Source organism: Gimesia panareensis, assembly GCF_007748155.1.
Lineage (GTDB): Bacteria > Planctomycetota > Planctomycetia > Planctomycetales > Planctomycetaceae > Gimesia > Gimesia panareensis.
This window is the reverse complement of sequence record NZ_CP037421.1, coordinates 4,307,040-4,326,263: the sequence shown is the minus strand read 5'-3', so window position 1 is coordinate 4,326,263 and position 19,224 is coordinate 4,307,040. Positions and strand designations below refer to the sequence as shown.

General features: G+C 55.8%; 16 protein-coding genes. 3 read left to right on the top strand and 13 right to left on the bottom strand.

Annotated elements, in window-relative coordinates; translation table 11 throughout:
* The first annotated feature begins 45 nt into the window (after window positions 1-45).
* Both Enr10x_RS15990 and Enr10x_RS15985 read left to right on the top strand, forming a co-directional pair.
* Window positions 46-432 carry a carboxypeptidase-like regulatory domain-containing protein gene (locus Enr10x_RS15990; protein WP_145450657.1) on the top strand — a complete coding sequence of 129 codons (387 nt, stop codon included), beginning with the start codon at window positions 46-48 and terminating at the stop codon, window positions 430-432.
* Between the two features lie 116 nt (window positions 433-548).
* A complete protein-coding gene (locus Enr10x_RS15985; RefSeq protein WP_145450656.1) occupies window positions 549-1,535 on the top strand; it encodes a DUF1559 domain-containing protein in 987 nt (328 codons plus the stop codon).
* Window positions 1,536-1,608: 73 nt separating this feature from the next.
* Here the strand turns inward: Enr10x_RS15985 and Enr10x_RS15980 are convergent, their stop codons facing one another.
* Together Enr10x_RS15980 and Enr10x_RS15975 are read right to left on the bottom strand one after the other, a co-directional pair.
* Entirely contained in the window at window positions 1,609-2,955 is a 1,347-nt protein-coding gene (locus Enr10x_RS15980; protein WP_197997239.1) for a DUF1501 domain-containing protein, read from the bottom strand.
* Window positions 2,956-3,183: 228 nt separating this feature from the next.
* On the bottom strand, window positions 3,184-3,471 hold the full coding sequence (locus tag Enr10x_RS15975) for a LexA family protein (RefSeq protein ID WP_197994591.1): 288 nt from the start codon (window positions 3,469-3,471) through the stop codon (window positions 3,184-3,186).
* 467 nt (window positions 3,472-3,938) lie between these two features.
* On the opposite strand from Enr10x_RS15975, the gene Enr10x_RS15970 reads away from it, so the two are divergent.
* On the top strand, window positions 3,939-5,384 hold the full coding sequence (locus tag Enr10x_RS15970) for a DUF1501 domain-containing protein (protein ID WP_145450655.1): 1,446 nt from the start codon (window positions 3,939-3,941) through the stop codon (window positions 5,382-5,384).
* Between the two features lie 21 nt (window positions 5,385-5,405).
* On the opposite strand, the gene Enr10x_RS15965 is transcribed toward Enr10x_RS15970, so the two are convergent.
* The 11 genes from Enr10x_RS15965 to Enr10x_RS15915 all read right to left on the bottom strand — a co-directional run bounded on the left by Enr10x_RS15965 (window position 5,406) and on the right by Enr10x_RS15915 (window position 19,176).
* On the bottom strand, window positions 5,406-6,545 hold the full coding sequence (locus tag Enr10x_RS15965) for an ABC transporter permease (protein ID WP_145450654.1): 1,140 nt from the start codon (window positions 6,543-6,545) through the stop codon (window positions 5,406-5,408).
* Window positions 6,542-7,273, bottom strand: coding sequence for an ABC transporter ATP-binding protein (locus tag Enr10x_RS15960; protein WP_145450653.1), 732 nt, complete (start codon window positions 7,271-7,273; stop codon window positions 6,542-6,544). Before Enr10x_RS15960 ends, Enr10x_RS15965 begins: the two co-directional genes overlap by 4 nt.
* Before the next feature lie 2 nt (window positions 7,274-7,275).
* A complete protein-coding gene (locus Enr10x_RS15955; RefSeq protein WP_145450652.1) occupies window positions 7,276-8,829 on the bottom strand; it encodes an efflux RND transporter periplasmic adaptor subunit in 1,554 nt (517 codons plus the stop codon).
* Window positions 8,830-8,832: 3 nt separating this feature from the next.
* The gene (locus Enr10x_RS15950; protein WP_197997238.1) at window positions 8,833-9,390 is read right to left on the bottom strand and encodes a hypothetical protein; all 558 of its coding nucleotides are present in this window, start codon (window positions 9,388-9,390) and stop codon (window positions 8,833-8,835) included.
* A 50-nt stretch (window positions 9,391-9,440) separates the two neighbouring features.
* Window positions 9,441-10,610 (bottom strand): ABC transporter permease, encoded by a 1,170-nt coding sequence (locus tag Enr10x_RS15945; protein WP_145450651.1) that lies wholly within the window; start codon window positions 10,608-10,610, stop codon window positions 9,441-9,443.
* Between the two features lie 556 nt (window positions 10,611-11,166).
* Window positions 11,167-12,342 (bottom strand): multiheme c-type cytochrome, encoded by a 1,176-nt coding sequence (locus Enr10x_RS15940; RefSeq protein WP_145450650.1) that lies wholly within the window; start codon window positions 12,340-12,342, stop codon window positions 11,167-11,169.
* The gene (locus tag Enr10x_RS15935; protein WP_145109742.1) at window positions 12,339-14,483 is read right to left on the bottom strand and encodes a tetratricopeptide repeat protein; all 2,145 of its coding nucleotides are present in this window, start codon (window positions 14,481-14,483) and stop codon (window positions 12,339-12,341) included. Before Enr10x_RS15935 ends, Enr10x_RS15940 begins: the two co-directional genes overlap by 4 nt.
* Before the next feature lie 275 nt (window positions 14,484-14,758).
* Window positions 14,759-16,882, bottom strand: a complete 2,124-nt coding sequence (locus Enr10x_RS15930) for a neutral/alkaline non-lysosomal ceramidase N-terminal domain-containing protein (RefSeq protein ID WP_145450649.1) — start codon at window positions 16,880-16,882, stop codon at window positions 14,759-14,761.
* 192 nt (window positions 16,883-17,074) lie between these two features.
* On the bottom strand, window positions 17,075-17,503 hold the full coding sequence (locus tag Enr10x_RS15925) for a carboxypeptidase-like regulatory domain-containing protein (RefSeq protein ID WP_145109735.1): 429 nt from the start codon (window positions 17,501-17,503) through the stop codon (window positions 17,075-17,077).
* 100 nt (window positions 17,504-17,603) lie between these two features.
* Entirely contained in the window at window positions 17,604-18,602 is a 999-nt protein-coding gene (locus Enr10x_RS15920) for a DUF1559 domain-containing protein (RefSeq protein ID WP_232093027.1), read from the bottom strand.
* A 190-nt stretch (window positions 18,603-18,792) separates the two neighbouring features.
* Window positions 18,793-19,176 carry a cupin domain-containing protein gene (locus tag Enr10x_RS15915; protein WP_145450648.1) on the bottom strand — a complete coding sequence of 128 codons (384 nt, stop codon included), beginning with the start codon at window positions 19,174-19,176 and terminating at the stop codon, window positions 18,793-18,795.
* Window positions 19,177-19,224: the final 48 nt, after the last annotated feature.

Sequence of the window (19,224 nt, the reverse complement as noted above, 5' to 3'; positions counted from 1 at the left end):
CGCATTCAAAAGAGATTGAATTCTGTCTGAAAGGAATAAGCAAACATGCAGAAATTAAAATTAATCTGGTCAGCCGGTTTGTGTCTGGGAGTCATGATTCTGTGCTCCGCGTGCGGTGGTAGTGACGCACCGGATTTGGGCAATGTAACGGGAACAATCACACTCGATGGTGCCCCTCTGGCAGATGCCAATGTCACTTTCATGCCGGAAAAAATCCGCGCTTCGTCTGCTAAAACAGACAGTGCCGGTAAGTATGAACTAGTCTATATCCGTGATGAAAAAGGAGCCGCACTGGGAGACCATAAAGTGGTCGTCAGTAAGCTGGTCAATGAGAAAGAGACCATTCCTCCCAATTACAGTGACGAGACCGAACTGACTGCCGTTGTCAAATCCGGAGATAATGAAATTAATTTTGATTTGTCATCCAAATAACACGACAGAAGGAATCCCGCCTCAGACAACCGACTGAACAGGAGAGATTTTCTTTTTAGATAAAACATTTGCATTCTGCTCATATTCATTTCTTTTTTTATCTAAAGGGCTTTGTAATGCGCTATCAAAAACGGGGTTTTACCCTCATCGAACTGCTGGTGGTGATTGCCATTATCGCCATCCTGATCTCGCTGCTACTTCCAGCCGTGCAGCAGGCGCGGGAGGCGGCCCGCCGCAGCACCTGTAAAAACAACATGAAACAGCTGGCTCTTGCCCTGCATAACTACCATGAAACCCATGGCCTGTTTCCGCCGGGGGCAATTGCAACCACCACGACGTCTTCCGCCTATAACGTCTGGGGAGATGCAGGCAAGACACCCGGGACCGGCTACCACGGTACCAGTTGGATGTTACAGATTCTCCCCTATGTGGATCAGGCAGCGATCTATAACAAATGGAATTTCAATACCAACGTCATGGGGAACCGCAGTCTGGCTGAAACTGATATTCATCTCTTCTACTGTCCGACCCGCCGCAGCAAGGTACGAAAAATCGATGACAGGATCATGCTGGGAGAAAATCCGGTGGCGGGCTCTGCTTTACCGGCCAACCGTCTGGTCAAAGGGGGCTCCGATTATGGAACCTGTATCGGCGGGGGGAATGGCTGGGCCGATGGAGACTTCTTTCACCTGACACATCGTACCGATTCCCTGATCGGAACGTTCGGAGGCGGCAGTGGTGCCTTTCTGGGAATGTTCTCCGTCAACAGTGATACCGCGATACGCGATGTTGACGATGGCACATCGAATACCATCATGGCCGGTGAACTGCAGAAACTGCACGGCACCAGTGCTCCCAAAGCCAGCCAGGACTGCTGGGCTGCCGGGGGAGTCGCCACGATGTTTGATACTGGGATTTCAGGCGGTACCGCCGGCGGTTTAAACAATGGTTTCTATCAGTCAGCAGGTTCGGACCACGAAGGGGGCGCCCACTTCGGCTTTGGAGATGGTGCCGTCCGGTTCCTCAGCGAAAATATGAGTTCCCGCGTCTATCTGCAACTGGGAACCGCTGACGGCAGAGAAACAACGAACTTTGTTCCGTAAGTTTGCAAGGTGAGCAAAAAACAGAACACGCGCTGAAACGGATAAGCAGACTCGATCTGAATGTGGAACTGCTTCAGACCAGTTCCCGGATCGGGGCCTGCTGATCGATCAGATACTGGGGACGCCCGTTGTTGTCTTCAATGGTCGTTGACGCCACATCGATACCCAGGTTGTGGTACAGCGTAGCAAAGACTTCCTGCATGTGCACAGGCCGATCGACCGCCTCTTCACCCAGTCGGTTGGTGGAGCCGATCACCTGTCCGGTTTTCATCCCACCACCGGCCATCAGGGCGGCATGCACGCGGGGCCAGTGATCGCGGCCGGCGTTTTTGTTGATCTTCGGCGTGCGTCCGAATTCACCCCAGACCAGCACCGTCACGTCCTTGTCCATTCCCCGGTCATGCAGGTCCTGTACCAGGGCCGCGACTCCCTGGTCGAGCAGGGGAACGACCTTGCGGGCAAAGCCAAAGTTATTGCCGTGCCAGTCAAAGTGAGCGAAGCTGCAGGTTACACAGCGTGCACCTGCTTCCACAGCCCGCCGGGCCAGCAGAAAACGGGACATGATCGCCTGGTAGCCCATCTCCAGTTTGTAGCTGAGGACTTTCGGGTCATCTTTCCCGTAGCGGGCCCGCACTTTGGGATCTTCTTTTTCCAGATCCAGCGCTTCCACCAGTCGTGAGGAAGAGAGGACTTCCAGTGCCTGCTTCGTATAGCCATCGTAGGTGCCGTCCGTCAGGCCGGTTTCCGAAGTTCTGCGGAAACGGTCGAGATCCTCCAGCAGTCGCGACCGCTCGGAGAGACGTCCTTTATTGATCGAATTCAGGGTCATGTTTTCCATCACGCGACCATCCGGACGGAACGGCGCATGTTCCAGCCCCAGAAATCCGGAGCCTTTGATGTTCCAGGGATCGTGGGCCATCGTATGTGACAGATCGATGTAAGGAGGCACCGTCGGGTTCACGGGACCCGCAACTCGGGAGAGCGCCGATCCCAGGGAAGGCCAGCCCCCCTGAGGCTGTGCGCTGCGGAAATGATGACCGGTACAACATTCAAACGAATCATGACGCCCTTCGGCGCCTGTCAGCGAACGGATGATCGAAAACTTGTCCATCATACTCGCTACGCGGGGCATCAGTTCGCTGATCTGAATACCCGGCACGCTGGTGTCGATCGGTTTGAATTCACCACGGATTTCATCAGGCGCATCTGGTTTCAGGTCGAACATATCCTGGTGTGGCGGACCACCGGCCAGGAAGATCATGATCACGGCTTTATGGGAAGATCGCTGACCACTCTGCTCCTGCGCTTTGAGAATCTGGGGCAGGGAAAGCCCGCCCATCGCCAGGCCGCCAATCTGCATGAAAGAGCGGCGGGGCATGCGATCGCATAATTGAATTGACTGATCTTCAAGCCTGAGCATCAATGCTCCCTTTCGCTGAATTCAAACAATGTTTTAACGCAGGCACCTGAAACAGGTTACCTCTCGCATAAGCGTACACCAATGCAAGGCGTTTGAATAGAAGAATCGGCTGAAAACAAAAGAAAATTAAGAAATTCGCCGGACGTCCCTCGATTTTACCGGATCAGTGTAAAACTGTTTCGAAAACAGGCATTTCCTGACGTCAGCACTCCGTCAGAATAGGAAATGCTACAGGCGTTTTTTGAAGGCAATCCGTCCCTCTTCCACATCACCACAGATGGAAAGACGGTAATTCCGATCATTCTCAATCAGCGCAATGCCGCCTGAGGCACTGGTATGACTGGTGATCCAGCCTTTGCCTTCCAGCGCATTCAGATAACGGGTCACGCGATTCGGGGAAGGGATGGCAAATTCAGAGGCGATTTGCTGTACCGACGGGGAGATTCCCGTCCGATCTATTTCGCGAGTGATATAATCCAGAATGTTCTGCTCACGATCGGTCAGATACTGGTTCATTGATTTCTCCTTGCGCATCACAGCGCGCAGTTGAGGGCGCAGAAAGAGCCCACAATCATCCTTGAGTATCAGACCCGGATTCCTATACAGGTCTTGAGAAGAAAAACACAATGATTCTAAAAAGTGACTTCTTTCAGCGAGTCACACGCGGCCACCACCAGGTGAATGGGGAGGGAATCAGTACGGCAAGAGCATATATGGCTTATCGTCGATCGTCAATCAAAATTTGAGGCAAGTTCATGTTATTCATCCTCGATCAGCAGAATCTGCTGGAAATCAGGGGGGAAAAAATTTTGCCGTCATCGGCAATTCTGAGATTTACGAAATCATAAAAACAGAGATTGAGGAATTTGTTTCAATTGGACTTTCAATGCCGATCACATTAAATTATATTGATGTGATATAAGGTACACTGGAATCACAGCTTGCGCTTGACGAGATGATCTCTTGGATTCAGGAGAGTTACCATGCCTGCCCACAATTCCCCCCGCCATCCTCTGATGACTCGCCGGACCGCCATTGAAGTCGGCTCAGTCAGTCTGCTGGGAATGGGGATCAACCATCTGGATGCCCTGCGGGCGCAGGCTGCCGGTCCGACAAAGCATCGCACCGCGAAGTCCTGTATCTTCATCTTCCTTTCCGGCGGACTCTCGCAGCATGAGAGCTTCGACATGAAGCCGAATGCCAGCGCGGAAATTCGCGGCGAGTTTGAACCGATCGCCACACGTACTCCGGGTGTGCAGATCTCAGAACACTTGCCCATGCTCGCGCAGCGCAGCCATCTCTGGTCCGTCTGCCGTACGTTGTCGCATGGCACGAACGAGCATTCGATGGGACACCATATCATGCTGACCGGGCGTTCGGATATTCCCACCGGATTCAATCCGGGACGTCCGATGACCACCGATCATCCCTCCATCGCAGCGATTGCCGGTGACGTACTCCGCTCGCGGACCAACCTGCCTCCCGCGATCGTGCTGCCCGACAAGATTGTGCATCGTACCGGTCGGGTCATCCCGGGGCAGTTCGCCGGACGCATGGGCTCGAATCGTGATCCCTGGATTATCGAAGCTTCACCGTTCAACGCGCAGTCTTACGGCGCTTTTCCCGATTACGCCTTTGATCACCAGGAACGGGGCGGGAAAGATCAGCGGATCTTCAAGACGCCGCACCTCAAGCTTTCACAGGGCATGACACACAGCCGCATGCACAATCGCATCCAGCTGCTCAAAGAACTCGGACAGCAGCGGCAGATGCTCGATAACGCCGGTCAGGTCGAAAGCTTTGATCGCTATCGCAGCGCCGCCATTTCCCTGTTGAACGATGACAAAGTGCATTACGCGATGGACGTCACCAGTGCGGATGACAAAATCCAGGAACGTTACGGCAAAAACTCCTTTGGCTGGTCGATGCTCATGGCGCGACGATTGGTAGAGACGGGTGTTAATCTGGTACAGGTCAATCTGGGAAATAACGAATCCTGGGACACGCACGGCAATATGTTCCCGCACCTCAAAGATAATCTGCTGCCTCCGACAGACCGGGCCGTCTCTGCACTGCTGGATGACCTGCACGAGAGCGGTCAACTCAAAAATACCCTGGTGGTGATGTGCAGCGAATTCGGACGCACCCCTAAAATTTCTCAGCTGGCCAAAGTCTACGCCCTGCCGGGGCGGGATCACTGGGGGGCCACGCAGTCCATCCTGCTGGCCGGCGGGGGAGTCAAAGGGGGACGCGTCATCGGTAAGACCGACAAGATTGGCGGCTTCCCCATCGATCAGCCTCAGAAACCAGAAAATTTTGCCGCTACTATCTATCGTGCATTAGGCCTCCCTCAGACCGCCTACTGGCAGGATGATGTGGACCGGCCGCACTACATCTACGAAGGGGAACCCATTCCGGGGCTCACCTGATTCCGTTTCTCTTCCGGCAGACTACACACTTCGCAGGGCCGGTACGATCTCGGTGCGTGAAGCATACCAGGCCGGCACGACCCCCGCGAACACTCCCGTGACCAGCGCGAGCAGCAGGCCGATACCCGCCAGCCGGTACGAGGGGATAAACGCGACAGTCACTGCCTCGGCCCCGACTGACAGACTGCTGAGTTTGAGCGTAATCAAGGCGATTCCCACTCCCAGAATTCCCCCTGCCAGGCTTAGCAGCGTACTTTCCGCCAGTACTACGCCAAAAACCTTAAAGCCGGAAAAGCCAAGCGTCCGCAACACTGCGTGTTCCTGAATCCGATCTTCCACCGACATCAGCGTCGTGGTGGCAACCAGGGCCAGCACCAGTCCCACACAGGCCAGGCCCAGGTAGTGTGCCATTTCAATCAGTTGGGAAAGATCCCCCAGGCTCTTCGCCTGGAAGACCCCTTTCGAACGGGTATTGGTTTCTACGGGTCCGGCTCGATAGAGTTCATCAATCTGGTTACTGATCGCTTCCTGATCCGCTCCCGGCTGCAGGAGCACTTCCAGCTGCGTCACCGTACCCACCAGGTTCGCCCCCTGTCGCCGCTGCAGAAATTCCAAATGGCTGTAGATGTAATTTTCCTCAGCCGGGTTGTCCGAACGATAGATGCCGGCTACATTCACCGACAAATCACCGATCGAAAATTTATCGCCTACCTCGATATCCCGCCGCGCTGCGAACGCCTGGCCCACGATCGCCGCATCCTGGTGTGTCTCGAATTCGTTCCAGTCTCCCTTGAGAAATTCAAAGTCCCGTGCAGTCCGCAGTTTTTGAGGAGGCACGCCGTAAAACACGACCACGTCCAGGCTCGCCCGGCAGTTGTTGGTAAAGACCTGAATCGGAACCACATCTTTGACGCCGTTGAATTTGCTGATCTGCTGGTCGTAATCCTGGGGCAGGTGACTGGTGGCCGGACAGAATTTATTCGCTTGAAAGACGATCAACGAGCCGTTCGCTTCCTGCCGTTGCCTGAGATCGCGCATCCCTTCCTGAATAGACTGGATGAAGCAGAACACAAACAGCGCCACCGCGGAGCCGGCCACAGTCAGCATCGTCCGAGAACGGTGCCCCCACAATGATTTCACAATATATCCCAGCAGTTTCATGGCGTCTCCTCAATACCGGTGCCCGATCCTGCCAGAGTCGTCGCTTGCTCATGATGCCTCTGTACCAGCTTGCCATGGTCGAGGTAAAATTGCCGGTCCGCGACCGTTGCAGCTTCCGCATCGTGAGTGACCATCAACATGGTGATGTCCAACTCCCGATTCAGGCGTTTGAGCAGGTTCAGGATCTGATCCGACGTTTCCGGGTCCAGGTCCCCCGTTGGCTCGTCCGCGACCACAATCAGCGGATGCTTGACGATCGCCCGGGCAATCCCCACCCGCTGCTCCTGTCCCCCGGACATCTGACGCGGGTAATGGTCGGCTCGGTCCAGAAGGTCAACTGCTTCCAGCGCGACTTCCACCCGTTTGCGCCGTTCGCTCCGCGACAGGGGCAACAGTAACAGCGGCAGCTCAACATTCTCATAAGCAGTCAGCACCGGCACCAGGTTGTGCGTCTGAAAAATATAACCCAGGTGCGCGGCCCGCCAGTGAGCCAGTTGGGAACGTGACAGCGACGTAATCTCAACCCCGTCCACGATGATCGTGCCGGAATCGGGGCGATCGATGCTGGCGATCAGGTTTAGCAGCGTCGATTTTCCGGTGCCGCTCGATCCCATCAGGGACAGGAATTCGCCCTGCTCTATGTCGAGCGAGACCTCGTCCAGAGGCGTGATCGTCTCGCCCCCCTTGTGGTACTGTTTTGTCAGATTGTGGATTTCTACCAGTGGCATCTTCAGTTTCCTTCGTGATCGGATTCGCCGGTAATTCTGATCCGGCTCCCCGGTTGCAGTTCTGTGGTGGGTGAAGAAATCAGGCGGCTCGATAGATTCAGGCCCTGTGTCACCTCGATAAGCGGTCCTGTGGATTGTGAACTGGTTGCGATGGTCTGCTGCCGGGCGATTCGGCGACTCTGGTCAGCAATCCAGACACAGGGTTGTCCGTCCGCATTCTGTTGCACCATCTTCCGGGGGATGAAAATTCGTGATTCGCGGTCCTGTTCTTCTTCGGTCTGCTCATGTTGTGGTGCCAGGAAGGTGACATCCACCAGCATTTCCGGTTTGAGCAGCGGCGAGGGTTTATCAATTTTGACTTTGACCTGCAGCGTGTTCTTCTGAATATCTGCTTCCGAGCTGATAAACAGAACGCTTCCGGTGACAGGCTCACTCAGCGCGGGATTATCAATCTGTACCGGCTGGTTCAGTGTCACCTTGGGGATGTCCTCGAAGCGGACATCCACGCGGATCTGCAACCACTCGGGGCGGTACATGGTGACGACCGTGCTGCCATCGAATTTGGTCATCTGAGTCAGCATGTTTCCCACACTCGCACCCGGATGCGCCACGAGCTGATAAACGCGCCCCGCGACCGGAGCTTTGATCGTCATTCGGTCCAGAGTCAGTCGCGCCTGATCAACGGCCACCTGGGACTGCTCCAGGCGGGCCGCTGCCGCTGCCACCTGCGCCTGCGCCTCGTCCCGGGCTTTGCGCTCGGACGTCAACAGTTTCAGCTCGGTCTGCAGAGCCTGGCAACGTGCCTGCAGGGCAGTCTGTTCGGCAATCAGAGAAGCCTTGCGGTCCATCAGTTCTTCATAAGCGGCTGCGGTCGATTCTACCTGGGTGAGCGATTCATCGATACTCCTCTGTGTGACCGCCCCTTTGGCCGCTTTTTTGCGCTGATGATCCAACCGGGCAAATTCGTGATCGGCTTTGGCGCGGCGGGTCATGAAAGGCAGATTCTTCAACTGGGTCTGAATCTTTGCCAGTTCTGCCTGCGCGGAACTGAGCACCGCTTCCAGATGCACCGGCTGTGACAGTCGCACCTCAGCCGCTTTCAGAGTTGCTTTGGCCTGTTGCAACTCTGCCTCTCGCAGCTTTTCTGTGGCGATCGTATTCTTCAATGCCAGTTCGGCATCCACTTTCACCAGTTGGGCGATCGGTTCTCCCTGTTTGACTTTCTGATCTTCAACCACCAGCAGTTCCTCTACCACACCGGGAGCCAGGGCTGCTACCCGGATCGGTGTCGGCCGCGGCTCCACCCAACCGGCTGCCTGAAACAGGGGCGTACCGGCGTGGCGGACCTGGGCCTCAGAAACGATCACCGGCATTACGGTCACAGGGCGAGGAGGAAAAATCAGATCGCGGCTGGCATAAAGTATCAGCGCGGCAAAACCGACCAGCAGAGTGCCAGGCAGTAGATACCGCGTGAGCATCCGGAACCGCGTGTGCCCTCGTAAACGGGAGGGCGCACTGCGATCCAGGGCGAGTTGGGATAAATCAACTTGAGACATGCTTTACTTCCGTACAAAAACCTGGTTGGCGTAGACGGTCAGATTCCCGGAATCGTCCCGTTTGGCTTTTCCTTTGACGACGACGGTCTGCAGTTCTTTCAGATTCAGCAGCTTACGGGCATCTTCCTTGATTAACGCTCCGTCTGCATCGACGAATTTGACCAGGGCGGTCGCACCAGGCAGCTTGTCGGTTTCGCAGCAGTAGTCCCAGGGTTTTTCACAGCCGTCGCCCGGAATATCGCTGCAGGCCTTCAGGGAATTATCGACGATTGAAAAAGCGGCTCGCCCGTCGACCCAGGGGTTTTCGCTGCCGCCAATGCGACCCACGACGATTACTTCTTCTTCGTCTTTCGCAGACTCGCGGGCCGCGATGACTTCTTTCGCACCAGCCGGTTCACTCGTCAATATGATCTCCGACGCTGGTGCGGTATCGGTAGCGGAAGTCTCCGCAGGAGCAGCGGAGTCGGTGGAGGCACTTTGCTCGGAAGCCCCCTGACCGCAACCGACGGCAAAACAGGTCAACGCGGAAAGGAACAGGCTGGGGAGAATTACTCGTTTCATCGAATTCAATCCTTTAAAAAACAGGTTTAACAGGTTAACAATTTGTGTAACTAAACAGATTTGAGACCCTCGACGATCGGCAGTCGGAGCGCGCGTAACGCAGGGGGAATCGCCCCCAGCAGACCCAGCAGAATACCGACTCCTGAGCCGATGAGTAGAGAAACGGTGTCGATCTGCAGCGAGAACGCGCCCATCGTAAAGCGGACGGCGACCCCGTTGATCAACAGTACCGCGATCAGAGCGGCGATCAGGCTGGCGGCGGTCGAGAGCAGGATGCCTTCCTGGATCAGGCTGATCACAATCGCCCGACGGACAAAGCCGATTGTCTGCAGCGTCGACAGTTCACTGGTGCGACCGACGACCGCACCATACAACGTATTCAGGCCGGCAAATACACCGGCCCCGGAGACCAGAAATACAATCAGCCAGGCCAGCATGCGAATCGGACCGTAATCTTTCTTCAGCCCCTGGTAATAAGACACTTCACGGATTGCCTGGAGTTCCAGATCCAGGCGTTCTTTGCAGAACAGATCCAGATCAGCGAAATCGTCCGGGGAGTTCAGTGTGACGGCGACCAGGCTCAGGTCCTGCCGTTTCATGGCCTGCTGCAGTTCATCCAGGCGGCACCAGATCTCCGATTCAAACGCAGACCCGCCCGCTGAGAAAGTACCGCTGATCTTCCAGGGGCGGCCTTCCAGCTGAATCGATTGTCCAGCCGCTAACTGCCCTGGAGAAAGTCCCAGTTTGGTCGCTACCAGCTGACCGATGAGGACCTCTCCTGGTTCAGGCCACCGGCCCGATTCGAGTTCGACCTGGCGCCGGACCAGGAGAATCGCGGGTGTCACACCGCGCACCAGTCCCATCGCGGTCCGCTGTTGACCGGGGAGCGTGATTTGTGTCCCGAGATACAGTTCCGGGGACGCGTATTTTCGGTCGTGAAATTCTTTGATACCACCCACACTGGCAGCAACCAGTTCGCTGGTGCGCATCGGGATCGAGGAGTATTCGAGGTTTTCCCCCATGCCCAGTGAAAACAGGATCGCGACATCGGGATCACCGCTGACGGACAGGCTGTGTTCGAGTCCCCGAATGAAGCCGACCACCACAAATACCAGCACGATCACAGTCGTTAAGCCGGTGAGTGTCAGCAGGGTTCTCAGGGGGCGCCGGAACAGATTCCGGATGCCATATTCCCAGGGAATCAGTGAAAAACGGATCATTGATGTCTTTTCTGAATCATCTGCCGCGCAGCACCAGTAGCAGTTTCAGTGCGCAGCAGAACATAAGATGCTAAAGTGAATGAATCGGAAGCGTCGTTGATTCAGAAGCGCATCAGCAGAGAAAAGACATCTGCGCACAGCGTAAAGCGCGACCTGCCGGCGGGGGCGGTGCAGATGGGACCAGTTCAGACGACTGGTGGCTATGGATGAAAGATAAGTCTGCATCTGACAGAATCGGCATCATCCAGATAAAGGTCATTGAAGACAGATCCACCTGGCTGGCTTTGTCATGAATGGCTCCATAGCAGAAGCACTGACAACAATCCGCAGGCGAATGTTCCGGCGCCAGAGGTGCATCACTGGAAGTCTGTGACTGACAATGACTGCAACAACTGTTGGAGTCGCTCTCTACAGACTCCGCGCCAGCTGGCATGCAGTTGAGTGGGCAGGCCAGAATCACAAGGGCGAACAGGAATGACAGTAGTTTTTGAGTCACAAATTACCTTTCAGTGAATTCTGTACTCTATCGTAGTCGCTGACGAAGCGTCTGACAACATCAGTTTGACTGCTGCAATTGAAATTCCGGGAAGCGCTCTTTGTCGCGCTCGCGGACGCGAATCCAGTGATCGGTGAATGAAAGGTTGTCGTGCACTTCCACTGCCGGCATATGACACTGCAGGCACTGGCTTTGCATCGATTCTTTCGAGCAGACCGGAGCGTGGTCCTTAAGATCACTGTGGCAGTTCAGGCAGATCTGGCGATAGTACTCCGGATCCCGGCTCGCCTGCTGATGTGGGTTGTGGCAGGTCGTGCAGTCAAAGCGTGCTGTTTTGCCGTCAGCGAGTTTGACGTCCGTCTGTTTCATGAAACAGGGACTTTGAGACATGCCGATCGGCGCAAAGCGGAACAGCAGCTCGTTGGCAGGATGAATCTCATCCGCCTCCAGCTGGTCGAACCGGCGATGGCATTCCCCACAGCGGTTGATCGATTCCAGCGGCGATAGATTGCTCCATTTCGTCAGTTTCAGATCCTTCTCACCCCGTTCGACTGCCTTGATATGTTCTTCGCCATTCAGATGACAACGCACGCACGACACACCGGGGATGATGTCGGACGATTTGATTTCTCCTGGCGTATCTCCCAGCCAGGCAGCATGACAGCCAAAACAGTTCTGTGTCTTCGCATGGGAACTGACTTCGCCCAGCGCATTGATACCGGTCTGCTCGTGAACCAGTTCCTGGAGGCCCAGTGTGATTCCCAGCTTGCCCGAGGGGTACCAGGAGACGATGTGCTGCAGCAGTTCAGATTCTCCCTGCTCATTGGGAAACAGGGAGACCGGTGTCATGGCGTGCATCCCGGATCCGAAGACCCAGTCAATCCGCACCGGCGCGGGATAGCTGTCGCAGTCGACCCACAGCGCGTCGTCCTCTTGATAGAATCGATACGTGTGCCCGTTCTCTTTGAGTGTGACTTCCCGGTCGACAAACTTCTCCAGCACACCGGGATCGGTGGCTTTTCTGAGTGTGCGCAGGTGGGGAGCCCCCTCGAACTGTTGACAGAATTTGTCATGGCACTCGCAGCACTGACGGGACTGCACCGGCTTGTGTGTCGAACGTACATGCGGAACGAACTCCGTTGTCTGCTGTGATCCGTGCAGATACAGGGCGGCACCTGACAGGCAGGCCAGCAGCAGGATCGACAATGGAATTACAAACGGGTACTTCCGGATCATGGCAGTGAATCCAACATGTTCTGACTGGGGACGACCAGCCGGTCCTGGGGGTGTCGCTGAATCAATTCACGAAAAACCGCAGCTGCGGCATCTGGATCGCCTGATTCGAGCAGCAGCTGCGCTTTCGCATACAGGCTCTCGCTGTCATTAGCAGTCAAGGCTGCGATCGCCTGCGAACAGTCCCCGTGAGTATACTGTTCAATGGCACTTTCCAGGGGTTGTGAAACCGAATCCGGCGGACTGTGATTTCCTTTGAATCCCGGCCCCGCCTGGGCGAGCGGGAACTCATCCGTCTGTCTGGTCTGCTGCCAGGCTTGCAGACGCAACTGGCTGGGCGCGCCGGTATCCAGTTGCTCCTGGAAAGCCAGTTCTTTCTGGCAGAGCTCAAATTCACGTTTCACTTCTGGTGAATCGTAATGTTGCAGCAGGGGATGCAACACGCGTAATGCAGCCGTATAGAGTTTCATGGCACGAAAGGTCCGCGCCTGCAGCAGCGCCGGCTTCAGATTGGGCAGTCCGGTCAGCATGCCCCACCAGTCGGCACATTCTGGCGTCCCGCTCGGATCGGGCAGGGAATAGGTCCACTGTTTGCGGTTCAAAAATTCTTTGACGGGCAGCAGTTTCACAATCTGGGGACTGCTGAGCAGTTCTCCAGACCAACCAAACGGTATCACAGAGGCGTCAACCGACATCGGCTGCCAGCGACTTTCGACCAGGGCGCGAATGGTGCGGGTATCACCGTTAGGAATCAGCAGCAGCTGGCAGTCCCGTTCTTTCATGCGGACCCACCAGCCGCCCCAGTCACCGGTAATCCGGGGCTTCTGCAGCATCCATCCGTCCGCGAGTTCTCGGTTCAACGAGAGTTCATCAAATAACCGTCCCTGCACCAGGGCCTGCCTGTGTGTGAGGTAGGGACGAATTTTGTGATCGGCTTTGATCCAGCTGAGCATGCCGGCGGAGGCGATGTCCATACAATGCGCGGTCCCCTCGTAGTCGAGCGGACCGATGGCTTGTCCCAGCAGGGTGATATCCAACTCGGGATCGACGCCCCAGCCCAGCCGTTGTGACTGACCAGGCAGTGCACCTGCAGCCGCTTTCCAGCTGAGAATGAAAAGTCCGACAATCAGCAGTAGACGCCCCACTGCAGGGGAGAGGAATTCTTTGGCTTTCAGCAGCTGAATCGGATAGGGATGCGCTACCAGGCTGCGTCCCAGTAGCAGGGCGATGCCGATTGAGCAGGGGGGCACCGCATCGGCGTTCAGCCAGGCGGGAACCGCGAACACCAGAAAGGCCACACTTTCTATCCAGCCGGTGGAGTAAAAGATCAGATAGCAGGCGGTCACGAGTGTCAGGATTCCCAGACCGACTGTTTCGATCGTCAGTCCCTGTTCGAAGGCCGGCTGCCAGACGGTCGTCGCCAGCAGATCCTGGGCATAAAACAGCGCCGGGATCAGTTGTGTCAGAGAATCAGAGAGAGTGTACCAGCCCCGGGGTGTGAGCATCAGTGCCAGCACGGCTGAAGCGAACAACAGGCCCGCCTGTTTGCGGGTGACGGTTGGCTCGGTCTGCATACCGGAGAGCCAGGGGACGACCGCTACCACACCGATTCCCAGCAGACAGAGCGGTGCCAGGTTGGCCCACGCGACCAGGGAGAGCAGTACAAGGATTACATTCTGTTTCGTGGGTGACTGGCTCCAGCGGGCCGTTGCAATCCAGGTCAAAAAGACAAACCAGCAATCCAGCAGCCGGGGCGTCGGTTGCCAGGCTGTATTCGCAGCCAGCAGTGTGATCAGAACCAGCGCAAAGGCGACCCACTTCAGTTGTGATTCATAGCGCCGCATCATGAGATACAGCAACAGCCCCACGCCAAAAAACTTCAGCAGCATCAGACCCGAAAAGCCGGCAATCATCCAGCTGAGAAAAAAGGGGAGCCCGCCCAGCCAGTCTGCTTCGGAGACGGGATCGCCTGCAGCCAGGATCGGCCCCGGAGCCGATAGGTCCGCCATGACCGTCTGTCCCCGGCTCAACTGCCACCAGATATCCGGCGACGCGACCGGCGTCAGTACGAAACTGGCGATGACGATCAGCAGAAAGAGCCGGCGCAGTCTCCGGTCTGTTGTCGACAGGTCAGGTTCAGTCATGGGTTGAGCCAATGGGAACGGAAATGTGATAAAGTCAATTACATCAGATGATTAGGACGTGAACTCCCTCTGATTATATAGTCCCGCGCGGGCTGTGAATATGCAGGAATCCCTCTCCCGGCGGAGAATCCGTAATTCGAGCGGTCTATACCCTCTCCTACGCGTCTGTCCGCCGTTTTGTGATAAAAAACAGGCCGTTCCCAATAGAAAAGCCCGATCGAAGGCTCGACCGGGCTTGTTATCACACCTGTAAATAGACAGTGACTGATCTCGGATTACTTTGCCAGCTGGCTGACTTCGTCCGCTTTGAGAGCACGATCGAAGACCGCGATTTCATCCAGACGGCCTTCCCAGTTGGAGTCGTTATCCGTCCGCCCCCCGAAGAAGAGCTGTTCCAGTTGAACACCTGCAGCACCCGGCTTCGACTCCAGTTCGATTTCCGGTTTACCATTGAGATAGACGGTCAGCGAATTCCCGTCACGGACAAGTGCCACATGATTCCAGGTCCAGCGCTCGACCTCGGTCTTACCAGCGTGCAGCTTACGATCGGTGCCGTTCATGTAGACCAGTTTCCCCGGATGTTGTTTGCCACCGAGACCCAGGTGATCACCATAGGCGGCCAGCCCATGATTAGGCCCTTGGGAGAACATCCAGCCGCTGATGTCGCGGGCGTCAAGCGGGATGCCGTTCCAGATCCAGAGTGAGACCGTGAACTGATCGCCCAGATCATTCACGCGGGTCTGCAGACGGTTACCGGCGAAGTGGACCGCCCGGTTGGTTTCGGTTCCCGTACAGAAGGACTTCGAACGGGCACCTTCCAGGAAGTAGGCAATCGCCGGTTCGTAGATGCCGTCCCGCTGGTTGCCTGACAGATCGCGGGCCCGCGGACCGTTGAATTCGTCCAGTCGCCAGTAAGCAGCCGGTTTAAATCCCAGGATCGTTTCCACAGCGGGGCCCCGACTCTGCTGATAGAAGCGGCGGGGTTGATTGGCAACTTTCTCGAGCAGTTCAATATCAGATTCCACGATGCGGGGCTCCGCCAGAACTTCGAGTCCGGCCGAACGGGCCGCCCAGGTATTGTAACCGCCGAGCAGATGCTGTTCGGGAGGCGGGATGTAGCCGTCGCCTCCGTTGGCCAGTTCGATGACCATCGTCTGTGGCAGCGGGCTTTGTCCTTTTACTTTCAGACCGGACAGAGCATAAGTTTCATTGGGAGTGGTCGCGATCGCAATGTCGCCGATGCGGAGTGCTTGTGTGACAACTTCGGTCGACTGCCGCTCGTGCAGCATGATCTGTTCGCGGGCATAGATCTCTTCCTGCGTCTGGGGAAGTTTGTCGCCCAGCTTCTCGACAATCTTCTGGGACCATTCGAGCAGCTGTTTGTTGGGAACCCGGTATTTCAACTGCGTCCGGTTTTCCGCCATCTCGACATCGGCGTCTTTCCGGTATTCGATGTTTTTGTAAACGCCCAGGGTCAGCTTGACCAGTTCACTGGAGTACTCGTTGATGTCATCCGTAAACGCCCACTGATCCTGCGGCTTCGTGTAGTCGCGGCGGTAAATGTCACCACTGCAGCCATGCGACATGATCGCGACGAACTGGGGTGCGTCCTTGGGGAGCTTCTTGCCAATCTCTTTCTGCAGACCGTTACAGTACAGACCGAAATAATCGGCGCTCAACGAACGGTCACCAAAGTAGTGCATTGAAAAATTCGCCAGCAATGCGATCGGACGTCCCTCTTTCGACTGGAAGGAGATTATCGACAGATCGGGATCTTCGGGACCGGATTCGCCGATCACATCGTCCCAGTTGCGACCGGCGTGCATAGTCGCTCGCACGGTCGGGTTGCCGAAGGGATCGTTGCTGATCCGATCGGGACGTTTAATCCAGCGACGCAGTGCCGTGAACTTGGCCGCGTTTCCTACGCCCCAGCCGATCTGAGCCGGTTCGAGGTTCTTTTCGGCAGCGACGATGGCATCGACCAGCTTGCCGCGGAGGAAGGGTGTGTATTCGGGGTCGGCACTGGTTCCCAGGCAGCCCATGCTGGCCGGGACCGAGTGGGCATGCGTGGCCGAGATCAGCATGTGATCAGCCGGGATTTTGGTTTTCTGTGCGGCCAGTTTTTTGACTTCATCCAGAAAAGGACGCGTCATCATACAACTGTCGACGACCACGATCGCCAGCCGTTCTTCCCCATCAGCGACAACAATCGCCCGGGCATTGATTTTCGTGTAGACGGTATCGACGCTCCGGCTCCGCATGCTGCCATTGACGAGCACAGGCAGCTTGACGGGGGTGACATCCATGATTGTAGCGCCGACCTGCAGTTCCGCTTCGGAACGGTTCGGGATCAGCAAAGCAAGACAGGCAAGCAGGAGGGGGGCGAGAGTCGGTTTCATGTGAGGATCCTTTATGATGACAGCCAACTGCGGGTTTGAAGTTTCATCACCGTAGACTTCGAGTATATCCGCTGCAGAAACAGAACGAAACGGAGATTCTTAGACTTCTTAATTAAAATGGTAATTCAAAAAAATGCCTGCAGCAGTGAGGGGAAACTGCTGCAGGCGAAGGGATACGACTGGTTGAGCCTGTTAATTGCTCTTCAGCTCAAAATTAGCTGTATTCGCGCCCGGTTCATTGACCTGGGCGATCAGGCCGCTGGTGGTCCGTTTCGAGTATTTGGCAGGAATCTTCACGGTCGATTTTTCCTGCGGTTTCTCTGCCAGGGCCATCGCATTCTCTTCATCGACGACCGGCGTGCTGACGGTCACTTCATACGCAGATCCGACATCCGCCTGGGCAAATGAAAGCGAGTAGTGACCATTGTCATCGAGGTTGGTGTAGGCGCTCTCTCCGGTTTTGGAAGAGGTAAACTGGATGCTGGCCTGTTTCAGAGGGGCGCCATCCAGGGTGACGGTCCCCGAGATTTCGACTGCCGGTCGGGCATTCGGGTCACCCGAGCAGCTTTGTCCCAGCAGGACACCCGCCAACAGCGAACAATAAAGTGTAAGACGAAACATTGTAAAATTCCTCAATCAGGTGTGACGTATGTGAATCGGTCGTACATACGTCACACAGCATGGATCTGGATTAAATGTGAAGACTGACCTCCGCGATCGCTTACCATTCACCGACGGTCTGGCCGTCATCGCGGACGCAGAGTTTCTGAATCAGCAGCAGGTCGGCATTGTCGCTCAGGAAACGGGTAGCTCCGTCACAGAGCAGCACGTGCACACCGCCGGTATGGTAGGAGGTCAGAGGAGTATTCCAGTCCCACTGGGCGTTGGCTTCGCTACCCGTTGATTTGGGGTTCGGGCTGTGAAATACCGAGGTCACTCCCGTACCAAAGCGGTGCTGACCGGCGCCGGAAGCAATCCATTGTGTCACCGTGCCGGCATAGCTGGTACCCGCCCAGCCGGACGTATAATCGGAGCGTTTCAGAGTCGGATTGCTGGCGGAAATTCGTGACTGTTCGGCGATGATGATGGTGTTCGAAGAACCATCGGTCACGTCCCGCATTCCCTTGCATTCGTTGATCAGCAGGCAGCCGGTGTTCGTGGCGAAACTGTTGTATTGTGTTTCGTAAGAAACGTTGGTACGTGCAGCGGGGTCGGGATAAGCACCCATGATGCCGACATACTGATGCGACTGAGAACCCTGTTGTGGTTCACCGTTGGCATAACTGATAGCAGGATCAGAACTGGACGGGCACATGTAGATGGATGTGATGACTTTGTCTTTGAAGAGCAGGGTGTCACCATTGTAAGCACCGCCGCCCCCTTCCCAGAAATCAACGTCGCTGGTCGGGCTGTTCTTGGCCAGTTCGTAAATGTTCGCCTGGTCCATGTAGGGCAGCAAAGCGAAACGCCAGTTGTGAGGGCCGTCATTCGGAGCACGGGAACCGATCGGAAACTTGAGATAGACGTCGTGGTAGTTGTGGATCGCCAGGCCCATCTGTTTCAGATTGTTCTTACATTGACTGCGACGGGCCGCTTCACGGGCCTGTTGCACGGCGGGCAGAAGCAGGGCGATCAGAATTGCGATAATGGCAATCACGACCAGCAGTTCGATGAGCGTAAAGCCGGATTTGCGCACATTGCGCGGCGGGTAAGTCATCATGGGTAACCTTTTGGAGATATAACTTGGAAGGAAAAATAAGGTGGGACAGCAGAGGCATCGTCCGTGGGTCTGCATTTTAGTAGACAGCTGAGAGCAAATACAAGTAAATTATGTTAAGAAAATCTGAACTTCGACCACCTGGTCTGATTGTAAGGACTATCAGAGACGCTCTTTACGGAATTCTAGCCGATCAGGAGCCGGAAGCACGCAGGTCTTCTGAGTCGGTATAGCAGGACCGGAGGAAATGGGGATTGCAGACAACATAAAACACCAGATCCTCCTCTCCTATGTTGGTGATTCTCTGATCAACTCCGGGGGGAATCCGTACCACATCGCCGGGGTAGACTTCGGTCGGTTCATAGTCGCCCACTTCAACCAGCCCGGTGCCGGCGAGCATGATATAGCGTTCGAAAGTCCCCTTCAGACGATGGAAACGGGTGCGTTTGCCCGGTTCCACCCGCGCACGGGCCAGGGAGACCTCGGGATCCACGTCCGGGTGCGACATTTCGAGAATGTAACAGCCTTCTTCGAAATAGTATTCGTCTTTTTCCTGGGGACGGGTGATGTGATCCATGCGGGCTTCCTTTCAACTGGGTGACTAACTCGTGGTGAATAGACTTGT